The sequence below is a fragment of the Geomonas sp. RF6 genome (genome assembly GCF_021044625.1).
Lineage (GTDB): Bacteria > Desulfobacterota > Desulfuromonadia > Geobacterales > Geobacteraceae > RF6.
In genome coordinates, this window is the sequence record NZ_CP087999.1 from 3,445,594 (window position 1) to 3,463,653 (window position 18,060).

Here is an 18,060-nt window from a genome sequence, read left to right on the forward strand (position 1 = left end):
TGATTATGCTCCTGGTGGTCCTTTTTCGGGACGTGGTCTGTGCCGGGCGGGGCGGTTACTACAGCGCCCCGAGCGCCGCGCCGAAGTCGTCTAAGATATCCTCTATTGCCTCGATGCCAACCGAAACCCTTATGAGCTCTTCGGTCACACCCATGAGCCCCTTTACCTCCGGCTCGTACTCCGCGCAGATCGTGCTCGCCGGGTGGATCACCAGCGTCTTCGTGTCTCCGATGTTGGCAAGATTCTTCGCCAGTTTCAACCCGTTTATGACCGTGAAGGCGCTCTGGCGGTCTGCGACCCCGAAGGTGAGGAGGCCGCCGAACTTGCCGCCGAACTGCTTTTGTGCCGTTTCGTGGTACGGAGAGTCGGAAAGACCGGGGTAGTTGACCCAGGCCACCTTTTCGTAGCTCTGCAGGAATTCCGCGAGCCTCTGGGCATTGGAGCAATGGCGCTCCATCCGCAGCGCCAGCGTCTCCAGCCCCTCGCCCAACAGGAAGGAATTCATCGGCGCGGCGCAGGCGCCGAGGTCCTTGTGGATCAGCTTCCTCGTGCGGGAGGTGAAGGCGAAGCCGCGGAACTTCTTGTAGAACGGCTCGAAGTGGGGGAATTTTTCGCTCTGCCAGTTGAAGCTACCGCAGTCGATGATGGCGCCGCCGATGGCGTTCGCGGTGCCGTTTATAAACTTGCTGGTAGAGTGAATCACGATGTCCGCGCCGAGATCCCTCATCCTGGCGAGATAGGGGGTGGATACGGTCGCGTCCACCATGAGGGGGACGCCGTGCCTTTTGGCGATGGCGGAGAGCTCCGCGATGTCGGGAACGTCCATCTTCGGGTTGCCGATCGTCTCCACGAAGACGAGGCGCGTGCGCTCGCTCATAGCCCCCTCGACCGCCTCCAGATCGGTGGGGTCGACAAAACGGGTCGTGACGCCGAAGTTGCCGAGGGTGTCACGGAAGAGGGAGAAGGTGCCGCCAAAGAGAGAGGAGGAGGAGACGATCTCGTCGCCGCTGCGCACTACCGCCATGACAGCGGTGGTGATCGCCGCCATCCCCGAGGCGGTGACGATAGCCGCAATCCCCCCTTCGATGACGGCCAGACGGCGCTCCAGGGCGTCCAGGGTGGGGTTCCCGATGCGGGTGTAGATCGGCCCTACCGCTCTGCCGCGAAAGATGTCCTCCAGTCCTTCGGCACTGTCCTGGGCAAATGCGGAGGCTTGCACGATGGGAGCCTTCGTCGCTCCCCCCGGACCCGGTGCCACGCCGCCATGCACCAGCAGGGTATCAAATTTCAGCTCTCGTTCCGCCTTGCCCACAGCGCCTCCTAAATCTATGGAAATAATCTTCTTCTTGCGGTAATAAACTCTATTACCTACTGCCGAGGTGTAAAACCGGCAGCTTAATGAAATGGTGTGGCAGAGGATAAAGAATATGTGGTGGATTTGTCAAGAAATAAAAGGGTGATACCAGAGTAAAAAGGTGGGGAATAGGTACCGCGGCTCCCCCTTTTCGGGGACTCAGGTCGCTTGGGCGCTGCAGTCCGTGCTCTCCTCCCTCTTTTCTTGAGAATCAGGCGCTTGCGCGAACGGAGGTGCTGCATGCGGTAAAGGAAAAATTACTTCTTGACAATAGTGCTGCTCCAATGATAATCAGTAATCTACCTAGTTGATAGGATAAAAAGATGATCTCTAAAAAGACCAAGTACGGCCTGAAGGCACTTATCTACCTTGCACAGCATTACGAAGAAGGGCCGATCCTGATCGCCGACCTGGCGCGGGAAGAGCGGATCCCCAAGAAGTTCCTGGAAGCGATCCTTCTCGCTCTGAAAAATAGTGGCATCCTGCAGAGCCAGAAAGGGAAGGGGGGTGGGTACTTCCTCGCCAGGGCGCCGAAGACGATCACCTTCGGCCAGGCGGTCCGCGTTATGGAGGGCCCCCTCGCCCCGGTCCCCTGCGTCAGCGAAACCTCCTACGCAAAGTGCACCGAGTGCGAGGACGAGAACACCTGCGGCATCAGGTTTGTCATGAAGGAGACGCGGGACGCCATCGCGAAGGTGCTCGATGGCACCACCCTTGCCGACGTCCTTGAGCAGATCGAAAAAGCAGAGAAAGAGCACCGAGGGATACTGGATTTCTGCATCTAGTCCGACGTACCTCCGGGTAGACGTCGGGTACCTCCTAAGGCGGGCCACTTCCCCTGCGAGTGGCGGCGCAAGCCGCCACCCCGGGGGCTTCCTGCCGGACTCTCGACGTCTACGACGCCCTGTCTCGCGACGGGAGGGGGCGAAAAAACGGAGCGTACCATGGCTGTCTTCGGCAAGAAAGATTCAGTTCTCCCGGGCTTTGCCCCCTCCCTTGGCTACACCCTCTTTTATCTCAGCATCATCGTGCTGATCCCGCTTTCCGCGCTCGCCTGCAAGACCGCTACCCTTTCGTGGGGAGAGTTTCTGGAGGCGGTGACGGCTCCGCGGGTACTCGCCTCCTACCGGGTCACCTTCGGCGCGGCCTTCATCGCCGCCTTCACCAATGCGATCTTCGGCGTCCTCGTCGCCTGGGTGCTGGCGCGCTACCGTTTCCCCGGCAAAAGGATCCTCGACGCCCTCGTCGACCTCCCTTTTGCGCTCCCCACCGCGGTCGCCGGTATCACGCTGTCGAGCCTCTACTCCTCCAACGGCTGGCTTGGCTCCTTTCTGGAAGGGCACGGCATAAAGGTCGCCTTCACCCCTGCGGGTATCGTCATCGCCATGATCTTTATCGGTTTTCCCTTTGTGGTGCGCACCGTTCAGCCGGTACTGGAGGAACTCGACCGCGAGATAGAGGAGGCGGCCGCCTGCCTCGGCGCCGACCGCTGGCAGACCTTCTGCCGCGTCCTCTTCCCTACCATGCTCCCGGCGATACTGACCGGCTTTGCCCTCTCCTTTGCGAGGGGGGTGGGGGAGTACGGCTCCATCATATTCATCGCCGGCAACATGCCGATGGTTTCCGAGATCACCCCCCTTCTCATCATCACGAAGCTGGAGCAGTACGACTACGCCGGCGCCACCGCCATCGCCTCCGTCATGCTGGTCGCCTCCTTCCTCCTCCTTCTGGCGATAAATCTTCTGCAGAAGTGGAGCCGCCGTTTCGCGGCATGATCAGCAGCAAAGCGTGACCTCGAGTGAGGTCGGAAGGAGTGCCCGATGCACGCAACGAAGATTTTGGGACATAAGGGGAGGGGGGGCTTGAACGTCTCGGAGCCGGCCGCCGTGCGCTGGCTCCTTGTCGCCGCCGCCATAGCCTTTCTCGCCCTCTTTCTCATACTCCCCCTGTGCGCCGTCTTTTCCCAGGCGCTGGAGAAGGGGTGGGACGCCTATCTGCAGGCGTTGAAAGAGCCGGACACCCTCGCGGCGATCAGGCTCACCCTCATTACCGCCGCCTTCTGCGTCCCGCTCAATCTCTTCTTCGGGGTGGTGGCGTCGTGGGTGATCACCAAATTCAACTTCCGCGGCAAGAGCCTCCTCATCACCCTTATCGACCTGCCCTTTTCGGTTTCACCGGTCGTCTCCGGTCTCATCTACGTCCTCATCTTCGGGCTGCAGGGGTGGCTCGGGCCGTGGCTCCAGGAGCACGACATAAAGATCATCTTCGCGGTCCCGGGGATCGTGCTCGCCACCCTCTTTGTCACCTTCCCCTTCGTGGCGCGGGAGCTTATCCCCCTCATGGAGGCGCAGGGGCGCGACGAGGAGGAGGCGGCGCTGACTCTCGGGGCGAGCGGCCTGCAGACATTCCTGCGGGTGACGCTCCCCAACATCAAGTGGGGGATACTCTATGGAGTCATTCTGTGCAACGCGCGGGCGATGGGGGAATTCGGAGCCGTCTCCGTCGTCTCCGGGCACGTGCGCGGCGCGACGAACACGGTGCCGCTGCAGGTGGAGATACTCTACAACGAGTACAGCTACGCCGCCGCCTTCGCCGTCGCCTCCATCCTCGGGCTCCTCGCATTGGTGACACTGGCGGTGAAGACGGTGGCAGAATGGAAGATCCAGCAGACCCTCACCGGCGCAGTAAGGAAAGGTAACTGACATGATCGAGATCAGCGGCATCAGCAAGCGTTTCGGCAACTTCGAGGCCCTCAGCGACCTCTCCATGACCTTCCCCTCCGGAGAGCTCGTCGCCCTCCTCGGCCCTTCCGGCTCCGGGAAGACGACTCTCCTGCGCATCATCGCGGGGCTGGAGGCGCCCGACAGCGGCAGCATCCTCTTCAACGGGGAGGAGGCGACGGAGAGGGACGTGCGGGAGCGGCAGGTGGGGTTCGTCTTCCAGCACTACGCCCTCTTCAGGCACATGACGGTCTTTGACAACATTGCCTTCGGGCTGACCGTAAAGCCGCGCAAGGAGCGTCCGTCGAAGCGGGAGATCGCGGGGAGGGTGCGGGAGCTTCTCGGTCTCATCCAGCTGGAGCAGCTGGCCGATCGCTACCCGGCACAGCTCTCGGGGGGACAGAGGCAGCGCGTGGCGCTCGCGCGAGCCCTCGCGGTGCAGCCGCAGGTTCTTCTGCTGGACGAGCCGTTCGGGGCGCTCGACGCGAAGGTCCGCCTCGAACTGCGCCGCTGGCTGCGCAAGCTGCACGACGAGATTCACGTCACCAGCGTATTTGTCACCCACGACCAGGAGGAGGCGCTGGAGGTTGCAGACAGGATCGTGGTGATGAACAGTGGGCGCATCGAGCAGCAGGGGACGCCGAGCGAGGTGTACGACCGTCCGGCGACACCGTTTGTCTTCGACTTCCTGGGGAATGTGAACCTCTTCCACGGCCGGGTGCACCAGGGGAAGGCGCAGCTCGCCGGGGTGGAGGTGCAGGCGCCGGAGCATGCCGCCATCAGTAATACCCCTGCCATCGGCTACGTCCGCTCCCACGACATCGAGCTCGCCCGGCACCCGCTGGACGCGACCGCCATCGAGGCGCAGGTGAGGCACATCCTCGCGGTGGGACCTCTGGTGCGGGTCGATCTATCCCTCGTGGGGAGCACCGCGAAGGTGGAGGTCGACCTCTCCCGCGAGGCCGCCGACCGCCTCACCCTGCAGGTAGGGGAACGCGTCTACGCACGCCCCCGCAAGGTCCGCGTCTTCACCGGCGACTACCAGATCTAGCGATTCTCCTCCCCCTGCACCCCATTGTCTCACCGATGTGGTCAAGAATGGGGAGAATGTAGTTGACAATGGAATGCGATAATTATAAAGGTAGTTCTGGATTTTCTGCCAGCAGCGAGCTGGATAAAGAAGCTGCACCCCCACACAGTACCCGGCGACGCTGCAAAAGTGGCCCGCAATAAACAGCGAAAGGAGAAGCTCCATGTCCCGCATTTATGAAGACAACTCGCAGTCTATCGGCAACACCCCGCTGGTTCGCCTGAACCACGTCACCAAAGGTGCCCAGGCTACCGTACTGGCGAAGATCGAGGGGCGCAACCCGGCGTACTCCGTCAAGTGCAGGATCGGAGCTAACCTGATCTGGGACGCGGAGGCACGAGGCGTGCTGAAGCCGGGGGTCGAGATCGTTGAGCCGACCAGCGGCAACACCGGCATCGCTCTTGCCTACGTCGCCGCTGCCCGCGGCTACAAGCTCACCCTCACCATGCCGGAGACGATGAGCATAGAGCGTCGTCGCGTCCTCGCGGCGCTTGGCGCCAACCTGATCCTCACCCCCGGTTCCGCAGGGATGAAGGGTGCCGTGGCAAAGGCTGAAGAGATCGCCGCCTCCGACCCGGCGCGTTACTTCCTGCCGCAGCAGTTCAAGAACCCGGCGAACCCGGAGATTCACGAGAAGACCACCGGTCCCGAAATCTGGGCCGACACCGACGGCGGCATCGATGTTCTCGTATCGGGGGTCGGCACCGGCGGCACCATCAGCGGCATCTCGCGCTATATCAAGCAGACGCAGGGGAAGCAGATCCTTTCCGTCGCCGTGGAGCCGAAAGAGAGCCCGGTGATCTCGCAAAAGCTTGCCGGTGAAGAGCTGAAGCCCGGCCCGCACAAGATCCAGGGTATCGGCGCAGGCTTCATCCCCGAGACCCTCGACCTTTCCCTCGTCGACCGTGTTGAGCAGGTGGAGAGCGCCGAGGCGCTCGCCTTCGCGCAGCGGCTGGTGAAGGAGGAAGGGCTCCTGGTGGGGATCTCCAGCGGTGCCGCCGCAGCCGCCGCCGTGCGGCTGGCGAAGCTCCCCGAGTTTGCCGGGAAGACCATCGTGGTCATCCTCCCGGACCTCGCAGAAAGGTACCTCTCCACCGCCCTCTTCGAGGAAGCGTAGGTAAAAGAGAGGGATGCCCGGCATCGTCCGCGGCATCCCTCTTCCCTTCCCCCATCCTTTTCGTTCCCCCGCCGTCCCGACCTTCCCGGTTTCCCACTGTTTTAATTCAAGATCCTCCCTGCAGTGCCGATTCTATTACTATCCCTTAATTCAACCGCTGTCTCGTTGGCACGACGCAATCTTCACCAGAGGAGAACGGTAATGTCGAACCTTGACTGGTACAAGCTGTATGCGGATGAAGAGCCGATTGTGGAGAGGGAGCTTCTGAACAAGGTCCTGTCCAACGGAGCACTCGCCACCTTTGCCCTCGTGCGTCACCAGGGGGAGTACAAGGCGATGCTCTACGTCAACGGCAAGCGGGTGAACGGCCCTCCCTTGCCGCAGCCGCTGGCGAGCAGCAGGGACGACGTTACCCACTGGATGGGGAACAAGCCCGGCGTCGGTCTCACCGCCAGCGAAGCGGACAGGATCATCGACGCGGTGCTTGAACGCAGAGACCGGTGTGCGCTGTAGGTGGCGTTTCTCCTCCACGGAGCGACGCACCAGCGGAATGAGATTTCGTTTTACTACCCGCGGGATCCCTCCCTTTTGGCTTGACTTGCCATGGCGTTGCTGATAAGACGGCTGAACTTGTTGGCCTGCTATCCCCGGCGCCTGGCGCTTATGCTGAAGGAGGAAGAAATGTCGTTTCTGTCACCTCGTACCTTTTGTCTTTTTGCGCTGATCTCCCTGATGGCGCTGCAAACCGGTTGCGCTACGCAAGAGGCGGCCAAGAAAGCGGTAGTGTGGCATTCGCGCGATCAGTTCGTGGCGCTGGTGGACCGCGACGAGAGGGGGGAGAAGGCCCCGCCGAACCAGCACCCTGTCTCCCTCTCCGACAAGAGGCTCCACTCGGAGCTTGCCGCCCTGCGTGTGAAGTTTCCGAACAACCCGAAGCAGGTGCGCGTTTTCGACGAACCGGAAGTGAAGCTTCTCACCGAGCAACTCCCCGCCGCGCTGCAGAAGGCGCGCCCCGACCAGGACGTCGTCTTTGCCGTCTACGGAAGAAACCCCGTTCTCGCCGGCATCGGCAGCGAAGAGGTTGTCACCACCGGGCGAGCCTTTTACCGGGAAAACCGGCTGAACCTCATTCTGGGGATGCTGCGCGAACAGATCCGGGAACTGGACCGTCGCCTGCAGCCCTTCGTCCCCCCCTCCCGCGGGAAGGGGGTTGAACTGCCCGGTGTCGTTACCAGCACCTCTTCAAAGGTCACTTTTGCAGCACAGCGACCCGACTGGCTGGTGATAGCTGTTCCCGAGGCTTCGGCCGAGGCAGCGCTCGCTCCCGAGCCTGAAGTCGCGGGGGCGCCGGTGAAGGTCGCTCCTGTTGCGGCGAAGGACTTCGAGGAGCGCCTGAGGGTTCTTGGTGAGTTGAAGGCGAAAGGGCTCATCACAGAGGACGAGTACCGCGCGAAGAAGGAGAGCATCCTGAAGGAACTCTGAGACGACAGACCGAGAGTACAAAAGCCCCTGCCATTTCGGCGGGGGCTTTTTTGTGGACCGAGTTGTCACACCAGTCCGACCAGTCCGACAGCCACTCAATGCTATGGCTCCGCCTGCATCTGTGCCCCCTCCGGGATGGTGCAGATGAGAATGTCGCCGGTTTCGCTGCACCCTTCCCAGACGATCCTGCCGTCCGTCTCCACCACCGGGATGCGCCTGGAGTGGAAGTCCAGCAGCCGCAGATCGAGCCGGCTCCCGAGATCCTTCCGGAGGCGCGCCACCTCGCGCCTCAGCGCCCGCCGCCCCGCCTCCTCCAGCTCATAGCGGTCCCGGCGGTCACCCCCTCTCCCCCGTGCCACGAAGGGGAGAAGGGTATAGCGGCGTATCCTCCTCTCCAGGCAGAAGTTTACCCCCCACTCAATGATTCCGATGCCTCCCCGTACCAACACGCTCTGCAGCGAGGTCTCTACCCCCTGCGCGAGGAGGCGGTGCACCCCGGCGCAGGTGCCGTCGAAGGCGCCCCGCCCCACCAGCGCGTCGTGCTCCTCCCGATCACCGTGCAGGCTCACCTTCACGCGGGTCCGCGCCGCGGAAAGGAGCGCCACCAACTCATCGGGGAGGGCGAGTGCATTGGTGGTGAGGGCGGTCTTCGCGCCGGCGGCGCGGGCCTCCTCTATCAGCTCGGGGAGGTCGGGGTGCAGCGAGGGCTCCCCGCCGCAGTAGCGGATCTCTCTCGCTCCATGCCGGAGAAGCCAGCGCTGGCGGTACAGCAGGACCTCGCCAGGGGGGTCGCTTCCGGCAGGAGGTGCGAGGCAGAAATCGCACCGCGCATTGCACCTGCGGGTTACGCGGAAACAGAGTGCGGCGGGGAGCCTCTCCTTTTCTCTCATGGCTTTTCCTGTCTCGCAAGGTGGCGTAAAATAAGCCCTTTTATTCTGCCTTGATTGGCACTGTCCGGCAAAGATGCTAGAATTCTAAGGTAGCCATTGTGGCTTGCAACCAAGGAGAGACGGCAGCCAGACAGGAGGAAGGATTATGGCGAATGTCGGACGTGGTGGAGGTCATTCACCTGCTAACATAACAAAACATCTCAAAGGGATCGATTTCCCCGCCCAGAAGGAAGACCTGGTGAAGCATGCCCAACACCAGAAGGCGGAGGCGGTAGTCCTCGACGAAATCAAGAGGATGGACGACCGCGAGTACAACAGCATGGCGGATGTCATGAAAGCGTTTGGTAGCGAAAGAGGAGGTTCAGACGAAGGATCGTCCTCCAAAGGGTCGTCTTCCAAAGGATCGTCCTCGTCATCCTCAAAGGGGCGTTCTTCTTCGTCCAGCAAGAAGTAGCCACCTCAACAACCCGCTTCTGGCGGCAAAAGAAAAGGGCCTAAACCGGAAACCGGTTCGGGCCCTTTTCCATTTCATCTGCCGGCGCTCGCCCTACCTGGCATTCAGGGAAGCGAGTGCCTCGCGGATGAAGGAAAGATGGTAGCGCTCATCGGAGAGGTTCGACTGCACAATGGAGACGATTTCGAGGGGGAGGTCGAGACGGGAGGCATCCTCATACTTCGTGTTCGTCAGACGCTCGTTGCTTTCCATCGCTTCCAGCGCCCCCTTCGTTCCGGTGAGGCTGCGCAGCGCGGTGAATCCTGTGATGAAGAACCCCTTGAAGTCGGAGGTGAGCTCCGGAGGGGTGCCGCCGAGCTCCAGTATCTTCGCCGACAGCAGGTCGATGTGCTTGCGGTGGTCCGCCTGGAAGAGGATCAGCTTCTCCTTGATGATCTGCTCGCTGACATTCTTGATGGCCTGGTCGTAGGCGTGCGTTGCGTCAACGTCGAGGTGAATCAACTTTTGCAGCTGATTGATAATTTCGTCCCGGGTCATTGCGGGTCCTCCTTATGTATTCTTTTTAATCATTTTAACATTGGGAGGGGGCATTACAAACCGCCCCGCAGAGGTGGGGAGGGTCCCTCCCTACCTCGCCGCATCTACTCGTTACATCTCGTTGTTTCTCTCCGCCGCGCGGTCGGCAAGGCTCGTCAGGATGCGCGGGGTAAAGCGTGACCGGCTCTCCCTCCCCAGATGCAGCACACCCCCGTACGCCGGGTCCGGCGCCGGGAGAAGGCGAGCGGCCAGTTCTGTCGCCCCTGCGTACACCCCGGGGAAGAGGGCGTTGCAGGCATGCATGAGGGTCGCCGGGAGCGAGATGATCAGCCGCGCGTCACCGTAGCGGCAGGCGTTCAGGATCTTGCGGGCGGCGGTGCGGGAGGAGCTGGAAAAGAGGGGGAAGGCATCGGAGATGGAGAACCAGGCGTACTCCTTCCGGTGCTGCCCCTTGAAAAAGGCGTGCAGGTGCGAGCCTGTGCGCATGAGCCCGGGAATGACCGTCGTCACCCGGATCCCGTCCTTCGCCAGTTCCGCCCGCAGCCCGTCGGAGAGGCCGGTGAGGGCGAACTTGCCGACCGAATAGGCCAGCAGGTGAGGGACCGCCACGATCCCCCCTATCGAGGATATATTCACGATGCGCCCGCCCCCCTGCCGGCGCATGAGCGGTGCGACAGCGCTCACCGTGTACAGCGGTGCCCAGGCGTAGATGTCCATGGCGTCGCGGAAGTCCTGCAGGTCCAGGTTCTCCATCGGGGCGACCTGCACGATCCCCGCATTGTTGACGAGTACGTCGATGCGGCGCCGGTACCGCATGATCTGATCCACCGCCTGCTGCACCTCGTGCGGATTTGCCACGTCGCACTGCAGCGCCAGCACGTCGGCGCCGCGCCTTTCCAGGTCGAGCCTCGCCCGCTCCAGCGCCTCGGCGTCGCGCGCGAGAAGGGTGACCGCGGCGCGCTCGTCTGCAAAGAGCCGGGCCAGTTCCAGCCCGAGCCCCCGGGATCCGCCGGTGATGACTACGGACGCCCCGGCGAAGCTGACCCGGCGCAGGCGACGCGCCATCGCCGAGGTGACAACCGCCGCGGCCGTTCCCGCCAGGAGAAAGGAGAGTGCGCGGCTTTTCTTTCTTGTCGGATTCATGTACATCCTCCCGCACCGCTTCACGGTGCCGCGGCCGCTTCTATCGGCCATCACCTTAAAGTATAGGGGAGGGGGGGCGGAAGTCAATCCGGTGTGCCTGCGTAAATCCCTGTATTGTAAGGGGAAATGACGGACCCGCCGCGGATCTCTCCCGGTGTCATGGGATTGACAGAAGTTGCGGTAACCTTAGAATTTATAGTGATTGGACAGTTTTACCCGCGCCCCCGTCGGAGGGGGTGCCCCGAATCGGCAAAGGAGGCCGTTCATGATCGAAAGAAAAGAAGATCGTCCCCTCGGGGAGCTGTTCTCCGAGCTGATGAATGAAATACGCACCTTGCTGAAGCAGGAAGTGACGCTTCTGCGCACCGAGATGTCCGAGAAGGCGATCCGCTTCGGCAAAGACGCTGCCGCGCTGGGAGCAGGCGCGGTCGTTCTCCACACCGCCTTTCTGACCATCGTGGCCACCCTCGTCCTCGCGCTCGGCAACTTCGTACCGATGTGGCTTTCGGCGCTTCTGATCTCCATCCTGCTCGTTGTGGGAGGTGTCGTACTGATACAGAAGGGGCGCAAGGACCTGACCCAGATGAAGGCTGTGCCGGAAAGGTCGACGGAAACCGTTAAGGAGACGGTAAAATGGGCAAAATCACAAGTGAAAACCACCCGGTAACGCCGAGGCCGACAGTCCTCATGCAGGAGGAGATCCGGCACACCGAGGCTGAGATCACCGACACCCTCCACTCCATCGAGGCGAAACTGGCCCCGGCGCGTTTGAAGGAGCAGGTGAAGACGAAGGTGGTGAACGGCACGGTGAACACGGTGGTGCACCTCGGCTACACCATGAAGAGAAGGCCGGTGCCGAGTGCTGCTATCGGGGTGGGGCTCCTCTGGCTCCTGAGAAGGCGCGCGCACAAGAAGGCGGTGCGCGTGGAGGTTCCGGTACGGAGGGTCGATCTGGGGGACACCATCGTGGAGGTTCTTCCGAAGGAGATGAAGAAGAACCCGATGAAGACGATGAAGAAGTACGTCACTCTCGGCAGGATGGCCTTTGCCTTCTTCTCGGTGGCGAGCGCGGTCATGATGCGGGGGAAGAGGGCGCAGCAGTCGCTGGACAGGGAGCGCTACGGAGTGGGGTACGGAGAGTTCGGCGAGCACCCGGCTCGCCTGTGAGTGGAGACGCCTGCCGCGCGGGGAGCACCGATTCCTGTCGGGGCCTGTGCCCCTATCCGGAACCGACTCTTTCGGGCGGGCGCCTCCTACTGTCCCCCCTCTTTCCCTTCGAGCGCAAGTGCCGCGCCGATGAGGGAGAGGTGGGTCAGTGCCTGGGGAAAGTTCCCGAGCATCCGCCCGGTGCCGGTGTCGTACTCCTCGGGGAAGAGCCCCAGGTCGTTTCCGGTGGCAACGGCGCGGGCAAAGGCTTCCCGGGCTTCCTGCCAGCGACCCTGGCGGGCTAGGCACTCCGTGAGCCAGAAGGAGCAGGCGATAAAGACCCCCTCCCTCCCTTCCAGGCCGTCACTGCCAGCGGCATAGCGCCGCAGGAGCCCCCCCTCGGAGAGCTCCTCCTGTATCGCGTCCACGGTGCGCACCATGCGCGGATCGTCCCAGGCGAGAAAGCCGGTCATCGGCATCAGCAGCAGGGAAGCGTCGAGCTCCCTCCCTCCGAAATATTGCACGAAGATCCCGCGCTCCCGGTCGTACCCCTCGTTCTCCACACTCTCCCCGATATCCCGGGCAAGGGCGCTCCACTCCTCCAGCGGAGCCTCGCGCCCGAGCTCCCTTGCCAGGGAAACGGCCCTGTCGACCGCGGCCCAGCACATGACCTTCGAGAAGACGAAGTGGCGCGCCTGCCCGCGCATCTCCCAGATGCCGTGGTCTTTCCTGCGCCAGTTGCGGGCGACCGCGCCGACGAGGTGAGTCAGGAAGTCCCAGTAGTCGTCGTCGGGTGAGGCGCCGAGCTGGTGCCAGCGCCAGGCGTGGTCGAGGAGCTCGCCGTACACGTCGAGCTGCAGCTGGCGTGAGGCGACGTTCCCCACCCGCACCGGTGCTGCCCCGTCGTACCCCTCCAGCGTCGCCACCCGGTACTCCTCCAGGTGCCTCTCCCCTCCGACACCGAACATGATCTGCAACTCGTCGACGCTTCCGGCGGTGGAGCGCTCTATGAAACGGCGAAAGGCGTCCGATTCCTCGTGGTAGCCGATCTCGGTGAGGGCGCGGACGGTGAAGACCGAATCACGGATCCAGGAATAGCGGTAGTCCCAGTTGCGCGGCCCCCCCGGCGCTTCCGGGAGGGAGGTCGTCGCGGCCGCCGCTATGGCCCCCGTCGCGCAGTTGGAGAGCCCCTTCAGGACGAGCGCGGAGCGCAGGACGAGGTCGGGAGCGGCGGTAGTCGTCTTCTCCGACTGGCACCACCCCCGCCACCACCGTACCGACTCCTCGAAGCGCCACTCCATTTCCGCGACATCCGGGGGATCGACGGCATCCCCGTCGAGGAGCTCCGGCGGCCGGTGCAGGATGGAGACCCGGCGGCGCTCCCCGGAGGAGAGGGTAACGGTGGCGCCGAGGGCGTGGCGGTCGACCTGCTCCAGCGGGAGGTCGCCGGAGAGAAGGAGCCCGTTGCACCCCCCAAGCGCGATGAAGCTCTCCTTGCGGTATCTCTTGATCCACGGCTGGATACCGCCGTAGTCGAAACGGGGCACGATCGTCACCCGGACGGGGACCTCCCCCTCGACCCCCTCCACGATGCGCAGAAGCTGCTGGTACGACTGCATGACTCGTCCCCCCCCGACGGGGAAGAGGTCGAGAAGCCGGACGCTCCCGCTCTCCGTGGTGAAGACCGTCTCCAGGATGAGGGTGTGCTGCAGGTAGGAGCGTCGAACCCGGTACGGGGCGAGGGGGGCGATCCTGAAGAAGCCGCCGGTCTGCCAGCCGAGGAGACGTCCGAAGCAGGAGGGGGAGTCTACTCGCGGGATGCAGCACCAGTCCACGGAGCCGTCCCTGGAGACGAGGGCGGTGCAGGAACAGTCGGCAATGAAGCCATAGTCGCTGATCGGCGGGTACGGCTCGCCGCTCCGTAAGAGGTGCTCTTCCATGGGGTCACCGTGCGCGGTGGGGGCGATGCAGAAGTGGCTCGCAGCAAGGTACGGGCGCATTTCTAGCCTATCGGAAAAGGTATGCAAGTCAAAAGGGGGGCGCTGCGCGTGCCGTCTCCCCTCCATTGACACTCACCTTTGCTGTCAGTAGTCTTTAGTAAGATCGCGGTTTTGCGGCGCCGCGAGTGGGAGAAGGACCCGCGCCACCATGCCGAAGACCCTCACCATCATGACCTACAACGTCCACAGCAGTATCGGCATGGACGGCAAGGCCTCGCCGCTGCGCATCGCCGAGGTCATCGACGTCCTGAACCCCGACGTGGTGGCGATGCAGGAACTCGACGCCCGGCTCGTGCGCACCGACATGATCGACCAGGCGCATCTCATCGCCCGCACCCTGCAGATGTACTACCACTTCCACCCCTCCCTCCAGGTGGAGGAGGGGGAAGGGGAGTACGGCAACGCCATCCTGAGCCGCTTTCCGGTGCGCCTCGTGAAAGCGGGGCCCCTGCCGGAGGAACCGGTGCACGCCTCCTTTGAACGGCGCGGCGCGCTCTGGACGGAGATCGAGGTGGAGGGGAGCCCGCTGCAGATAGTTACCACCCATTTCGGGCTGAACCGCCGGGAGCGGCTCCTGCAGGCCCAGGCGATCACCGGGGAGGAATGGATCGGGAGCACGGGGTGCACCCCCCCGCTCGTCCTCTGTGGCGACTTCAACGCGGTGCCGGGTTCCGGTGCCTACCGGAGGCTCACGAAAGGGCTGCGCGACGCCCAGCGGGAGCTGCAGTGGCAGATGCCGTTCGGCACCTGGCCGGTGCGCTTCCCGATGCTGCGCATAGACCATCTCTTCATATCCGAGGGGCTCGCCGTCCGTGCCGTGAAGGTCCCCCGTACCCCCCTTACCAGGGTCGCCTCCGACCATCTCCCCCTTCTGGTAACAGTGGAGCTTTTATGAGCATCGTGAAGTCCGGGATCAACTGCAAGGGGGTGTACGAGACGGGAGGAAGCGGCGTCATCATCGACTCCCGCGACTACTACCGCGCCTTCTACCATACCGCGCGCCAGGCCCGCCACTACATCCTTCTGGCCGGGTGGCAGTTCGACTCTGAGGTGGCCCTGCTGCGCGGGGAGGAGGCGGCCCTCGCCGACCGCGACGTCCGCTTCCTGCACTTTCTGGAGGAGCTCTGCGAGAAGTCACCCGATCTGGAGGTGTACATACTCGCCTGGGACTTCAGCGTGATCTTTTCGCTGGAGCGGGAATGGTTTCAGACCCTCATCTTCGACTGGTCCACCATTGACCGGCTGCACTTCCGCTTCGACGGGAAGCATGCGGTAGGGGCTACCCACCACCAGAAGTTCGTGATCGTCGACGGGCAGATCGCCTTCCTCGGCGGAATGGACATCTGCGCCTCCCGCTGGGACGACCGCCTGCACCTGGAGAAGAATCCGCTGAGGGTCGATGCGGACGGGACCGCCTACGGCGGATACCACGATATACAGTCGTACCACACCGGCCCGGTGGTAAAGGAGCTCATCGCCCTGTTCGCGCAGCGCTGGCTCGACTCGGGAGGGGATGCCCTGATCTTCCCGACGGTGACCGCCCCTCTCGACCTCGGGGGGGTGCGCGGCATCCCGATAACGGCCGGCACCGTCGCCGTGAGCCGCACCCAGGCGCTCAACCTGGAACCGCCGCAGCCGGAGATTCACGAGATCCGCCGCCTCTTCATCGACGCCATCCTCTCCGCGCAGCGGCTGATCTACCTGGAAAACCAGTACTTCAGCTCGCAGGCGTGCTACTGGGCGCTCGTGCAGAGGATGACGGCGCCGGAGCGCCCGAAGCTGCAGATCGTCCTCGTCCTGCCGCAGCTTCTTCCCTTCACCGAGGAGCTTTTCCTGGGGGTCCCCCAGATGAGGATGCTGCGCGCGCTGAAGCGGGTGGCACAGCAGCATGGCCACGAGTTCAGGGCGTACTCCTCCGCCTGCGGCAGGAAGGGGGAGCGCAAGATGACCTTCATCCACTCAAAGCTCCTCCTGGTCGACGACCGCTTCCTCACCGTCGGTTCCGCGAATGCCACGAACCGGAGCATGGGACTCGACACGGAGATCAACGTGAGCTGGGAGGCGGAGGAGGGGGAGGGCTCGCCTCTCACCGACTCCCTGCGCACGGTGCGCGCCACTCTCCTCGCGGAGCACGCGGGGCTTCTCGGCGAGGACCGTCTCTTCGAGAAGATCGAGGGGGTGGTCTCCACTCTCGATACCCTTGCCGATGATCCCGACTGCCGGCTGTGCCACTATGCCCCGAACGGAGCTCTGGAGGAGAGCGTCTGGCCCGAGGCGCTCGAGCCGATAGCCCGCTTCGTCGATCCGGAGAAACCTGTCCTGGAGGAGTTCGTGTACGAGAACCTCTCCCGTTACGAGACGAGCTCCCTCCTGAAGGGGGTAGCCATCATCAGCCAGTGGCTCTCCGCGCTGTAAAGACCTGCCCCGTGCGGATCTCCGCACAGCGAAACCTGCATTACAAAAAATTTATGATACCCTTGGCTTGGTGCCGTGCGGTGGGTAGAGCGCTGCACGGCACTGTCGCTGCCTTTACGATGAGTGCGCCGCAAGGCGCGCAGGGTGACCGGAACCGTCCAACAGGGAAGAGAATCATGAGACCGTTACTGCGCTTCTTACTGACTTTCGCAGCGATGGCAACTCTCGCATCCTGCGCCTCCACCCCCATCCCCCAACAAGCACCTGCCCCTCCCCAGTGGTCCTTCGAACGGGAGGCGATCCGCCTGCGACTCGTAGGGGACCAGCAGCTGAACCTCTACCACAAGACGCCGCACGCCCTGGTGACCTGCCTGTACCAGCTGCGCGACCCGAACGCCTTCAACCAGGCGGTCGGGGAGCCGGACGGGATGGCGCGGCTTCTGGAGTGCAGCCGCTTCGACCCGAGCGTCGCCACCGCGAAGCGGCTGGTTATCCAGCCGCGGCAGGAGCTGGAGGAGAGGGTCGATCGCGCGGAGGGGGCCCGCTATCTCGGCTATGTCGCGGGGTACTTTGCTGCGCCGGTGGAAAACTCCGTCTACCTCGTGGAGGTCCCGGTGATACAGCACGATACGGGGCAAAAGGGGGAGAAGGCGCTGAAGCCCGCCCCGGTGACGCTCGACCTGCGCCTCGGCCCGGACCGCGTCGTGGCGGAGGAAGAGACGCACTGACGCCGGAGAGCGAAAGGTGTGGCTGCAGGATGTCCTGCAGCAGCAGTTCAACCACGTTCCTCGCAACAAGATCTGGCACGAACCGGGACGCCCCCCCCCGAGCGACCGCAGACCAGCGGGGTCGTCCCAGCAAGTCGCAGAGCCTCCTGACAGAAGTCAAACCGGGAGCGGCCCGCCCGCTTCCGGCAACGACAAGGCTCGTCACTCCTCTTCCCCTGCAGGGAATCGGGAGTGCAGCCCCCTCGCAAACTCCGACTGAAACGAAGCAGACACAAGGATGACCACACGGGGAAAGCCATGCATCTTACCGATTGCTTTGCACCGCTCATCTCGTATCTGGTCCACTTTCAGCGCAACGCCAAGGAGAGCCTCCTGAGGGCGGATCAGCTCCGGGCGGAGATCGACCATCTGCTGGAACAGGGGGAAGCGCTCGCAGAGCGGGAAGGGGTGAAGGAAGGGTATCTCGCCGCCCGCTTCGCCGTCTGCGCATGGGGTGACGAGATCATCCTGAACTCCGCCTGGGTCGAGCGGCACGAGTGGCCGAAGGAAGATCTGCAGCGTCACTACTACGGTAGAAGCGATGACGGGGAGGAGTTCTTCGAGCGGCTGAAGGATCTCTCCCTCCTCGAGCAGGATGTGCGGGAAGTCTACTACCTTTGCCTATCCCTCGGCTTTACCGGCCGCTACTGCGGGCCCGGCGCGGAGGAGGCGCTCACCAAGCTGCGCTCGGCCGAGCTGAAGGTGCTGACCGGCAGCTCCTCCTCGGGGCCCGCCGACGAGCGCGACCTCTTCCCGGGGGGATACCCACAGGACCTGCCGGCGGACGGGAAGGACGCAGGGAGGTCCTTCCTGCGCGCCCTCCCTCCTTTCCCGGTCCTGGCGATCCCTCTCCTCTTCTTCGTTGTCCTCTTCGTGGTCTTTCGGGTGGCACTCGGGGGGATGACGGAGACTCTTCTGAAGAGAGTGCCCTTTTGACAAAGAGGG

At 63.3% G+C, this 18,060-nt stretch carries 19 protein-coding genes; 14 read left to right on the forward strand and 5 right to left on the reverse strand.

Going from position 1 to position 18,060, the window contains the following annotated elements:
• Positions 1 to 58 precede the first annotated feature (58 nt).
• Complete coding sequence (locus LPW11_RS14850) at positions 59 to 1,312, reverse strand: O-acetylhomoserine aminocarboxypropyltransferase/cysteine synthase family protein (protein ID WP_230994656.1); 1,254 nt, start codon at positions 1,310 to 1,312, stop codon at positions 59 to 61.
• 365 nt (positions 1,313 to 1,677) lie between these two features.
• Between LPW11_RS14850 and LPW11_RS14855 the strand changes: the two genes are divergently transcribed.
• The 7 genes from LPW11_RS14855 to LPW11_RS14885 all read left to right on the forward strand — a co-directional run bounded on the left by LPW11_RS14855 (position 1,678) and on the right by LPW11_RS14885 (position 7,763).
• Entirely contained in the window at positions 1,678 to 2,139 is a 462-nt protein-coding gene (locus tag LPW11_RS14855) for an RrF2 family transcriptional regulator (protein ID WP_230994657.1), read from the forward strand.
• Positions 2,140 to 2,298: 159 nt separating this feature from the next.
• The gene (gene cysT, locus LPW11_RS14860; RefSeq protein ID WP_230994658.1) at positions 2,299 to 3,129 is read left to right on the forward strand and encodes a sulfate ABC transporter permease subunit CysT; all 831 of its coding nucleotides are present in this window, start codon (positions 2,299 to 2,301) and stop codon (positions 3,127 to 3,129) included.
• 45 nt (positions 3,130 to 3,174) lie between these two features.
• Entirely contained in the window at positions 3,175 to 4,056 is an 882-nt protein-coding gene (gene cysW, locus LPW11_RS14865) for a sulfate ABC transporter permease subunit CysW (protein ID WP_230994659.1), read from the forward strand.
• A gap of 1 nt (position 4,057) precedes the next feature.
• The gene (locus tag LPW11_RS14870) at positions 4,058 to 5,125 is read left to right on the forward strand and encodes a sulfate/molybdate ABC transporter ATP-binding protein (RefSeq protein ID WP_230994660.1); all 1,068 of its coding nucleotides are present in this window, start codon (positions 4,058 to 4,060) and stop codon (positions 5,123 to 5,125) included.
• Positions 5,126 to 5,327: 202 nt separating this feature from the next.
• Entirely contained in the window at positions 5,328 to 6,281 is a 954-nt protein-coding gene (gene cysK / locus LPW11_RS14875; RefSeq protein ID WP_230994661.1) for a cysteine synthase A, read from the forward strand.
• Between the two features lie 201 nt (positions 6,282 to 6,482).
• A complete protein-coding gene (locus LPW11_RS14880) occupies positions 6,483 to 6,794 on the forward strand; it encodes a hypothetical protein (RefSeq protein ID WP_230994662.1) in 312 nt (103 codons plus the stop codon).
• A 168-nt stretch (positions 6,795 to 6,962) separates the two neighbouring features.
• Complete coding sequence (locus LPW11_RS14885) at positions 6,963 to 7,763, forward strand: SHOCT domain-containing protein (RefSeq protein ID WP_230994663.1); 801 nt, start codon at positions 6,963 to 6,965, stop codon at positions 7,761 to 7,763.
• A gap of 101 nt (positions 7,764 to 7,864) precedes the next feature.
• Here LPW11_RS14885 and LPW11_RS14890 read toward each other — a convergent pair whose 3' ends face one another.
• The gene (locus LPW11_RS14890) at positions 7,865 to 8,653 is read right to left on the reverse strand and encodes a radical SAM protein (RefSeq protein ID WP_230994664.1); all 789 of its coding nucleotides are present in this window, start codon (positions 8,651 to 8,653) and stop codon (positions 7,865 to 7,867) included.
• Between the two features lie 145 nt (positions 8,654 to 8,798).
• Between LPW11_RS14890 and LPW11_RS14895 the strand changes: the two genes are divergently transcribed.
• On the forward strand, positions 8,799 to 9,107 hold the full coding sequence (locus LPW11_RS14895; protein WP_230994665.1) for a DUF2795 domain-containing protein: 309 nt from the start codon (positions 8,799 to 8,801) through the stop codon (positions 9,105 to 9,107).
• A 93-nt stretch (positions 9,108 to 9,200) separates the two neighbouring features.
• Here the strand turns inward: LPW11_RS14895 and LPW11_RS14900 are convergent, their stop codons facing one another.
• Positions 9,201 to 9,644, reverse strand: a complete 444-nt coding sequence (locus LPW11_RS14900) for a DUF2383 domain-containing protein (RefSeq protein ID WP_230994666.1) — start codon at positions 9,642 to 9,644, stop codon at positions 9,201 to 9,203.
• A gap of 111 nt (positions 9,645 to 9,755) precedes the next feature.
• Positions 9,756 to 10,787 carry an SDR family NAD(P)-dependent oxidoreductase gene (locus LPW11_RS14905; RefSeq protein ID WP_230994667.1) on the reverse strand — a complete coding sequence of 344 codons (1,032 nt, stop codon included), beginning with the start codon at positions 10,785 to 10,787 and terminating at the stop codon, positions 9,756 to 9,758.
• Between the two features lie 265 nt (positions 10,788 to 11,052).
• Here LPW11_RS14905 and LPW11_RS14910 point away from each other — a divergent pair, with 265 nt between their 5' ends.
• Positions 11,053 to 11,454 carry a phage holin family protein gene (locus LPW11_RS14910; RefSeq protein ID WP_230994668.1) on the forward strand — a complete coding sequence of 134 codons (402 nt, stop codon included), beginning with the start codon at positions 11,053 to 11,055 and terminating at the stop codon, positions 11,452 to 11,454.
• The gene (locus LPW11_RS14915; protein WP_230994669.1) at positions 11,421 to 11,954 is read left to right on the forward strand and encodes a hypothetical protein; all 534 of its coding nucleotides are present in this window, start codon (positions 11,421 to 11,423) and stop codon (positions 11,952 to 11,954) included. Before LPW11_RS14910 ends, LPW11_RS14915 begins: the two co-directional genes overlap by 34 nt.
• An 86-nt stretch (positions 11,955 to 12,040) precedes the next feature.
• Here the strand turns inward: LPW11_RS14915 and LPW11_RS14920 are convergent, their stop codons facing one another.
• Positions 12,041 to 13,873, reverse strand: a complete 1,833-nt coding sequence (locus tag LPW11_RS14920; protein WP_230994670.1) for a glycoside hydrolase family 15 protein — start codon at positions 13,871 to 13,873, stop codon at positions 12,041 to 12,043.
• Between the two features lie 208 nt (positions 13,874 to 14,081).
• Here LPW11_RS14920 and LPW11_RS14925 point away from each other — a divergent pair, with 208 nt between their 5' ends.
• The 4 genes from LPW11_RS14925 to LPW11_RS14940 all read left to right on the forward strand — a co-directional run bounded on the left by LPW11_RS14925 (position 14,082) and on the right by LPW11_RS14940 (position 18,051).
• Positions 14,082 to 14,828: an endonuclease/exonuclease/phosphatase family protein gene (locus tag LPW11_RS14925; RefSeq protein ID WP_230994671.1), complete on the forward strand. Its 747-nt coding sequence runs from the start codon at positions 14,082 to 14,084 to the stop codon at positions 14,826 to 14,828.
• Positions 14,825 to 16,348, forward strand: coding sequence for a phospholipase D-like domain-containing protein (locus tag LPW11_RS14930; protein WP_230994672.1), 1,524 nt, complete (start codon positions 14,825 to 14,827; stop codon positions 16,346 to 16,348). Before LPW11_RS14925 ends, LPW11_RS14930 begins: the two co-directional genes overlap by 4 nt.
• A gap of 176 nt (positions 16,349 to 16,524) precedes the next feature.
• On the forward strand, positions 16,525 to 17,076 hold the full coding sequence (locus LPW11_RS14935; RefSeq protein ID WP_230994673.1) for a type VI secretion lipoprotein TssJ: 552 nt from the start codon (positions 16,525 to 16,527) through the stop codon (positions 17,074 to 17,076).
• Positions 17,077 to 17,373: 297 nt separating this feature from the next.
• Positions 17,374 to 18,051, forward strand: coding sequence for a DotU family type IV/VI secretion system protein (locus LPW11_RS14940; protein WP_230994674.1), 678 nt, complete (start codon positions 17,374 to 17,376; stop codon positions 18,049 to 18,051).
• Positions 18,052 to 18,060 lie beyond the last annotated feature (9 nt).

Bases quoted from the DNA above. Each gene is read 5' to 3' on its own strand.
- LPW11_RS14940 (WP_230994674.1), top strand. From the start codon at position 17,374: ATGCATCTTACCGATTGCTTTGCACCGCTCATCTCGTATCTGGTCCAC.
- LPW11_RS14915 (WP_230994669.1), top strand. From the start codon at position 11,421: ATGGGCAAAATCACAAGTGAAAACCACCCGGTAACGCCGAGGCCGACA.
- LPW11_RS14920 (WP_230994670.1), bottom strand. From the start codon at position 13,873: ATGGAAGAGCACCTCTTACGGAGCGGCGAGCCGTACCCGCCGATCAGC.
- LPW11_RS14910 (WP_230994668.1), top strand. From the start codon at position 11,053: ATGATCGAAAGAAAAGAAGATCGTCCCCTCGGGGAGCTGTTCTCCGAG.
- LPW11_RS14885 (WP_230994663.1), top strand. From the start codon at position 6,963: ATGTCGTTTCTGTCACCTCGTACCTTTTGTCTTTTTGCGCTGATCTCC.
- LPW11_RS14895 (WP_230994665.1), top strand. From the start codon at position 8,799: ATGGCGAATGTCGGACGTGGTGGAGGTCATTCACCTGCTAACATAACA.
- LPW11_RS14905 (WP_230994667.1), bottom strand. From the start codon at position 10,787: ATGAATCCGACAAGAAAGAAAAGCCGCGCACTCTCCTTTCTCCTGGCG.
- LPW11_RS14900 (WP_230994666.1), bottom strand. From the start codon at position 9,644: ATGACCCGGGACGAAATTATCAATCAGCTGCAAAAGTTGATTCACCTC.
- LPW11_RS14930 (WP_230994672.1), top strand. From the start codon at position 14,825: ATGAGCATCGTGAAGTCCGGGATCAACTGCAAGGGGGTGTACGAGACG.
- cysT (WP_230994658.1), top strand. From the start codon at position 2,299: ATGGCTGTCTTCGGCAAGAAAGATTCAGTTCTCCCGGGCTTTGCCCCC.
- LPW11_RS14925 (WP_230994671.1), top strand. From the start codon at position 14,082: ATGCCGAAGACCCTCACCATCATGACCTACAACGTCCACAGCAGTATC.
- cysK (WP_230994661.1), top strand. From the start codon at position 5,328: ATGTCCCGCATTTATGAAGACAACTCGCAGTCTATCGGCAACACCCCG.
- LPW11_RS14935 (WP_230994673.1), top strand. From the start codon at position 16,525: ATGAGACCGTTACTGCGCTTCTTACTGACTTTCGCAGCGATGGCAACT.
- LPW11_RS14855 (WP_230994657.1), top strand. From the start codon at position 1,678: ATGATCTCTAAAAAGACCAAGTACGGCCTGAAGGCACTTATCTACCTT.
- cysW (WP_230994659.1), top strand. From the start codon at position 3,175: ATGCACGCAACGAAGATTTTGGGACATAAGGGGAGGGGGGGCTTGAAC.
- LPW11_RS14870 (WP_230994660.1), top strand. From the start codon at position 4,058: ATGATCGAGATCAGCGGCATCAGCAAGCGTTTCGGCAACTTCGAGGCC.
- LPW11_RS14880 (WP_230994662.1), top strand. From the start codon at position 6,483: ATGTCGAACCTTGACTGGTACAAGCTGTATGCGGATGAAGAGCCGATT.
- LPW11_RS14890 (WP_230994664.1), bottom strand. From the start codon at position 8,653: ATGAGAGAAAAGGAGAGGCTCCCCGCCGCACTCTGTTTCCGCGTAACC.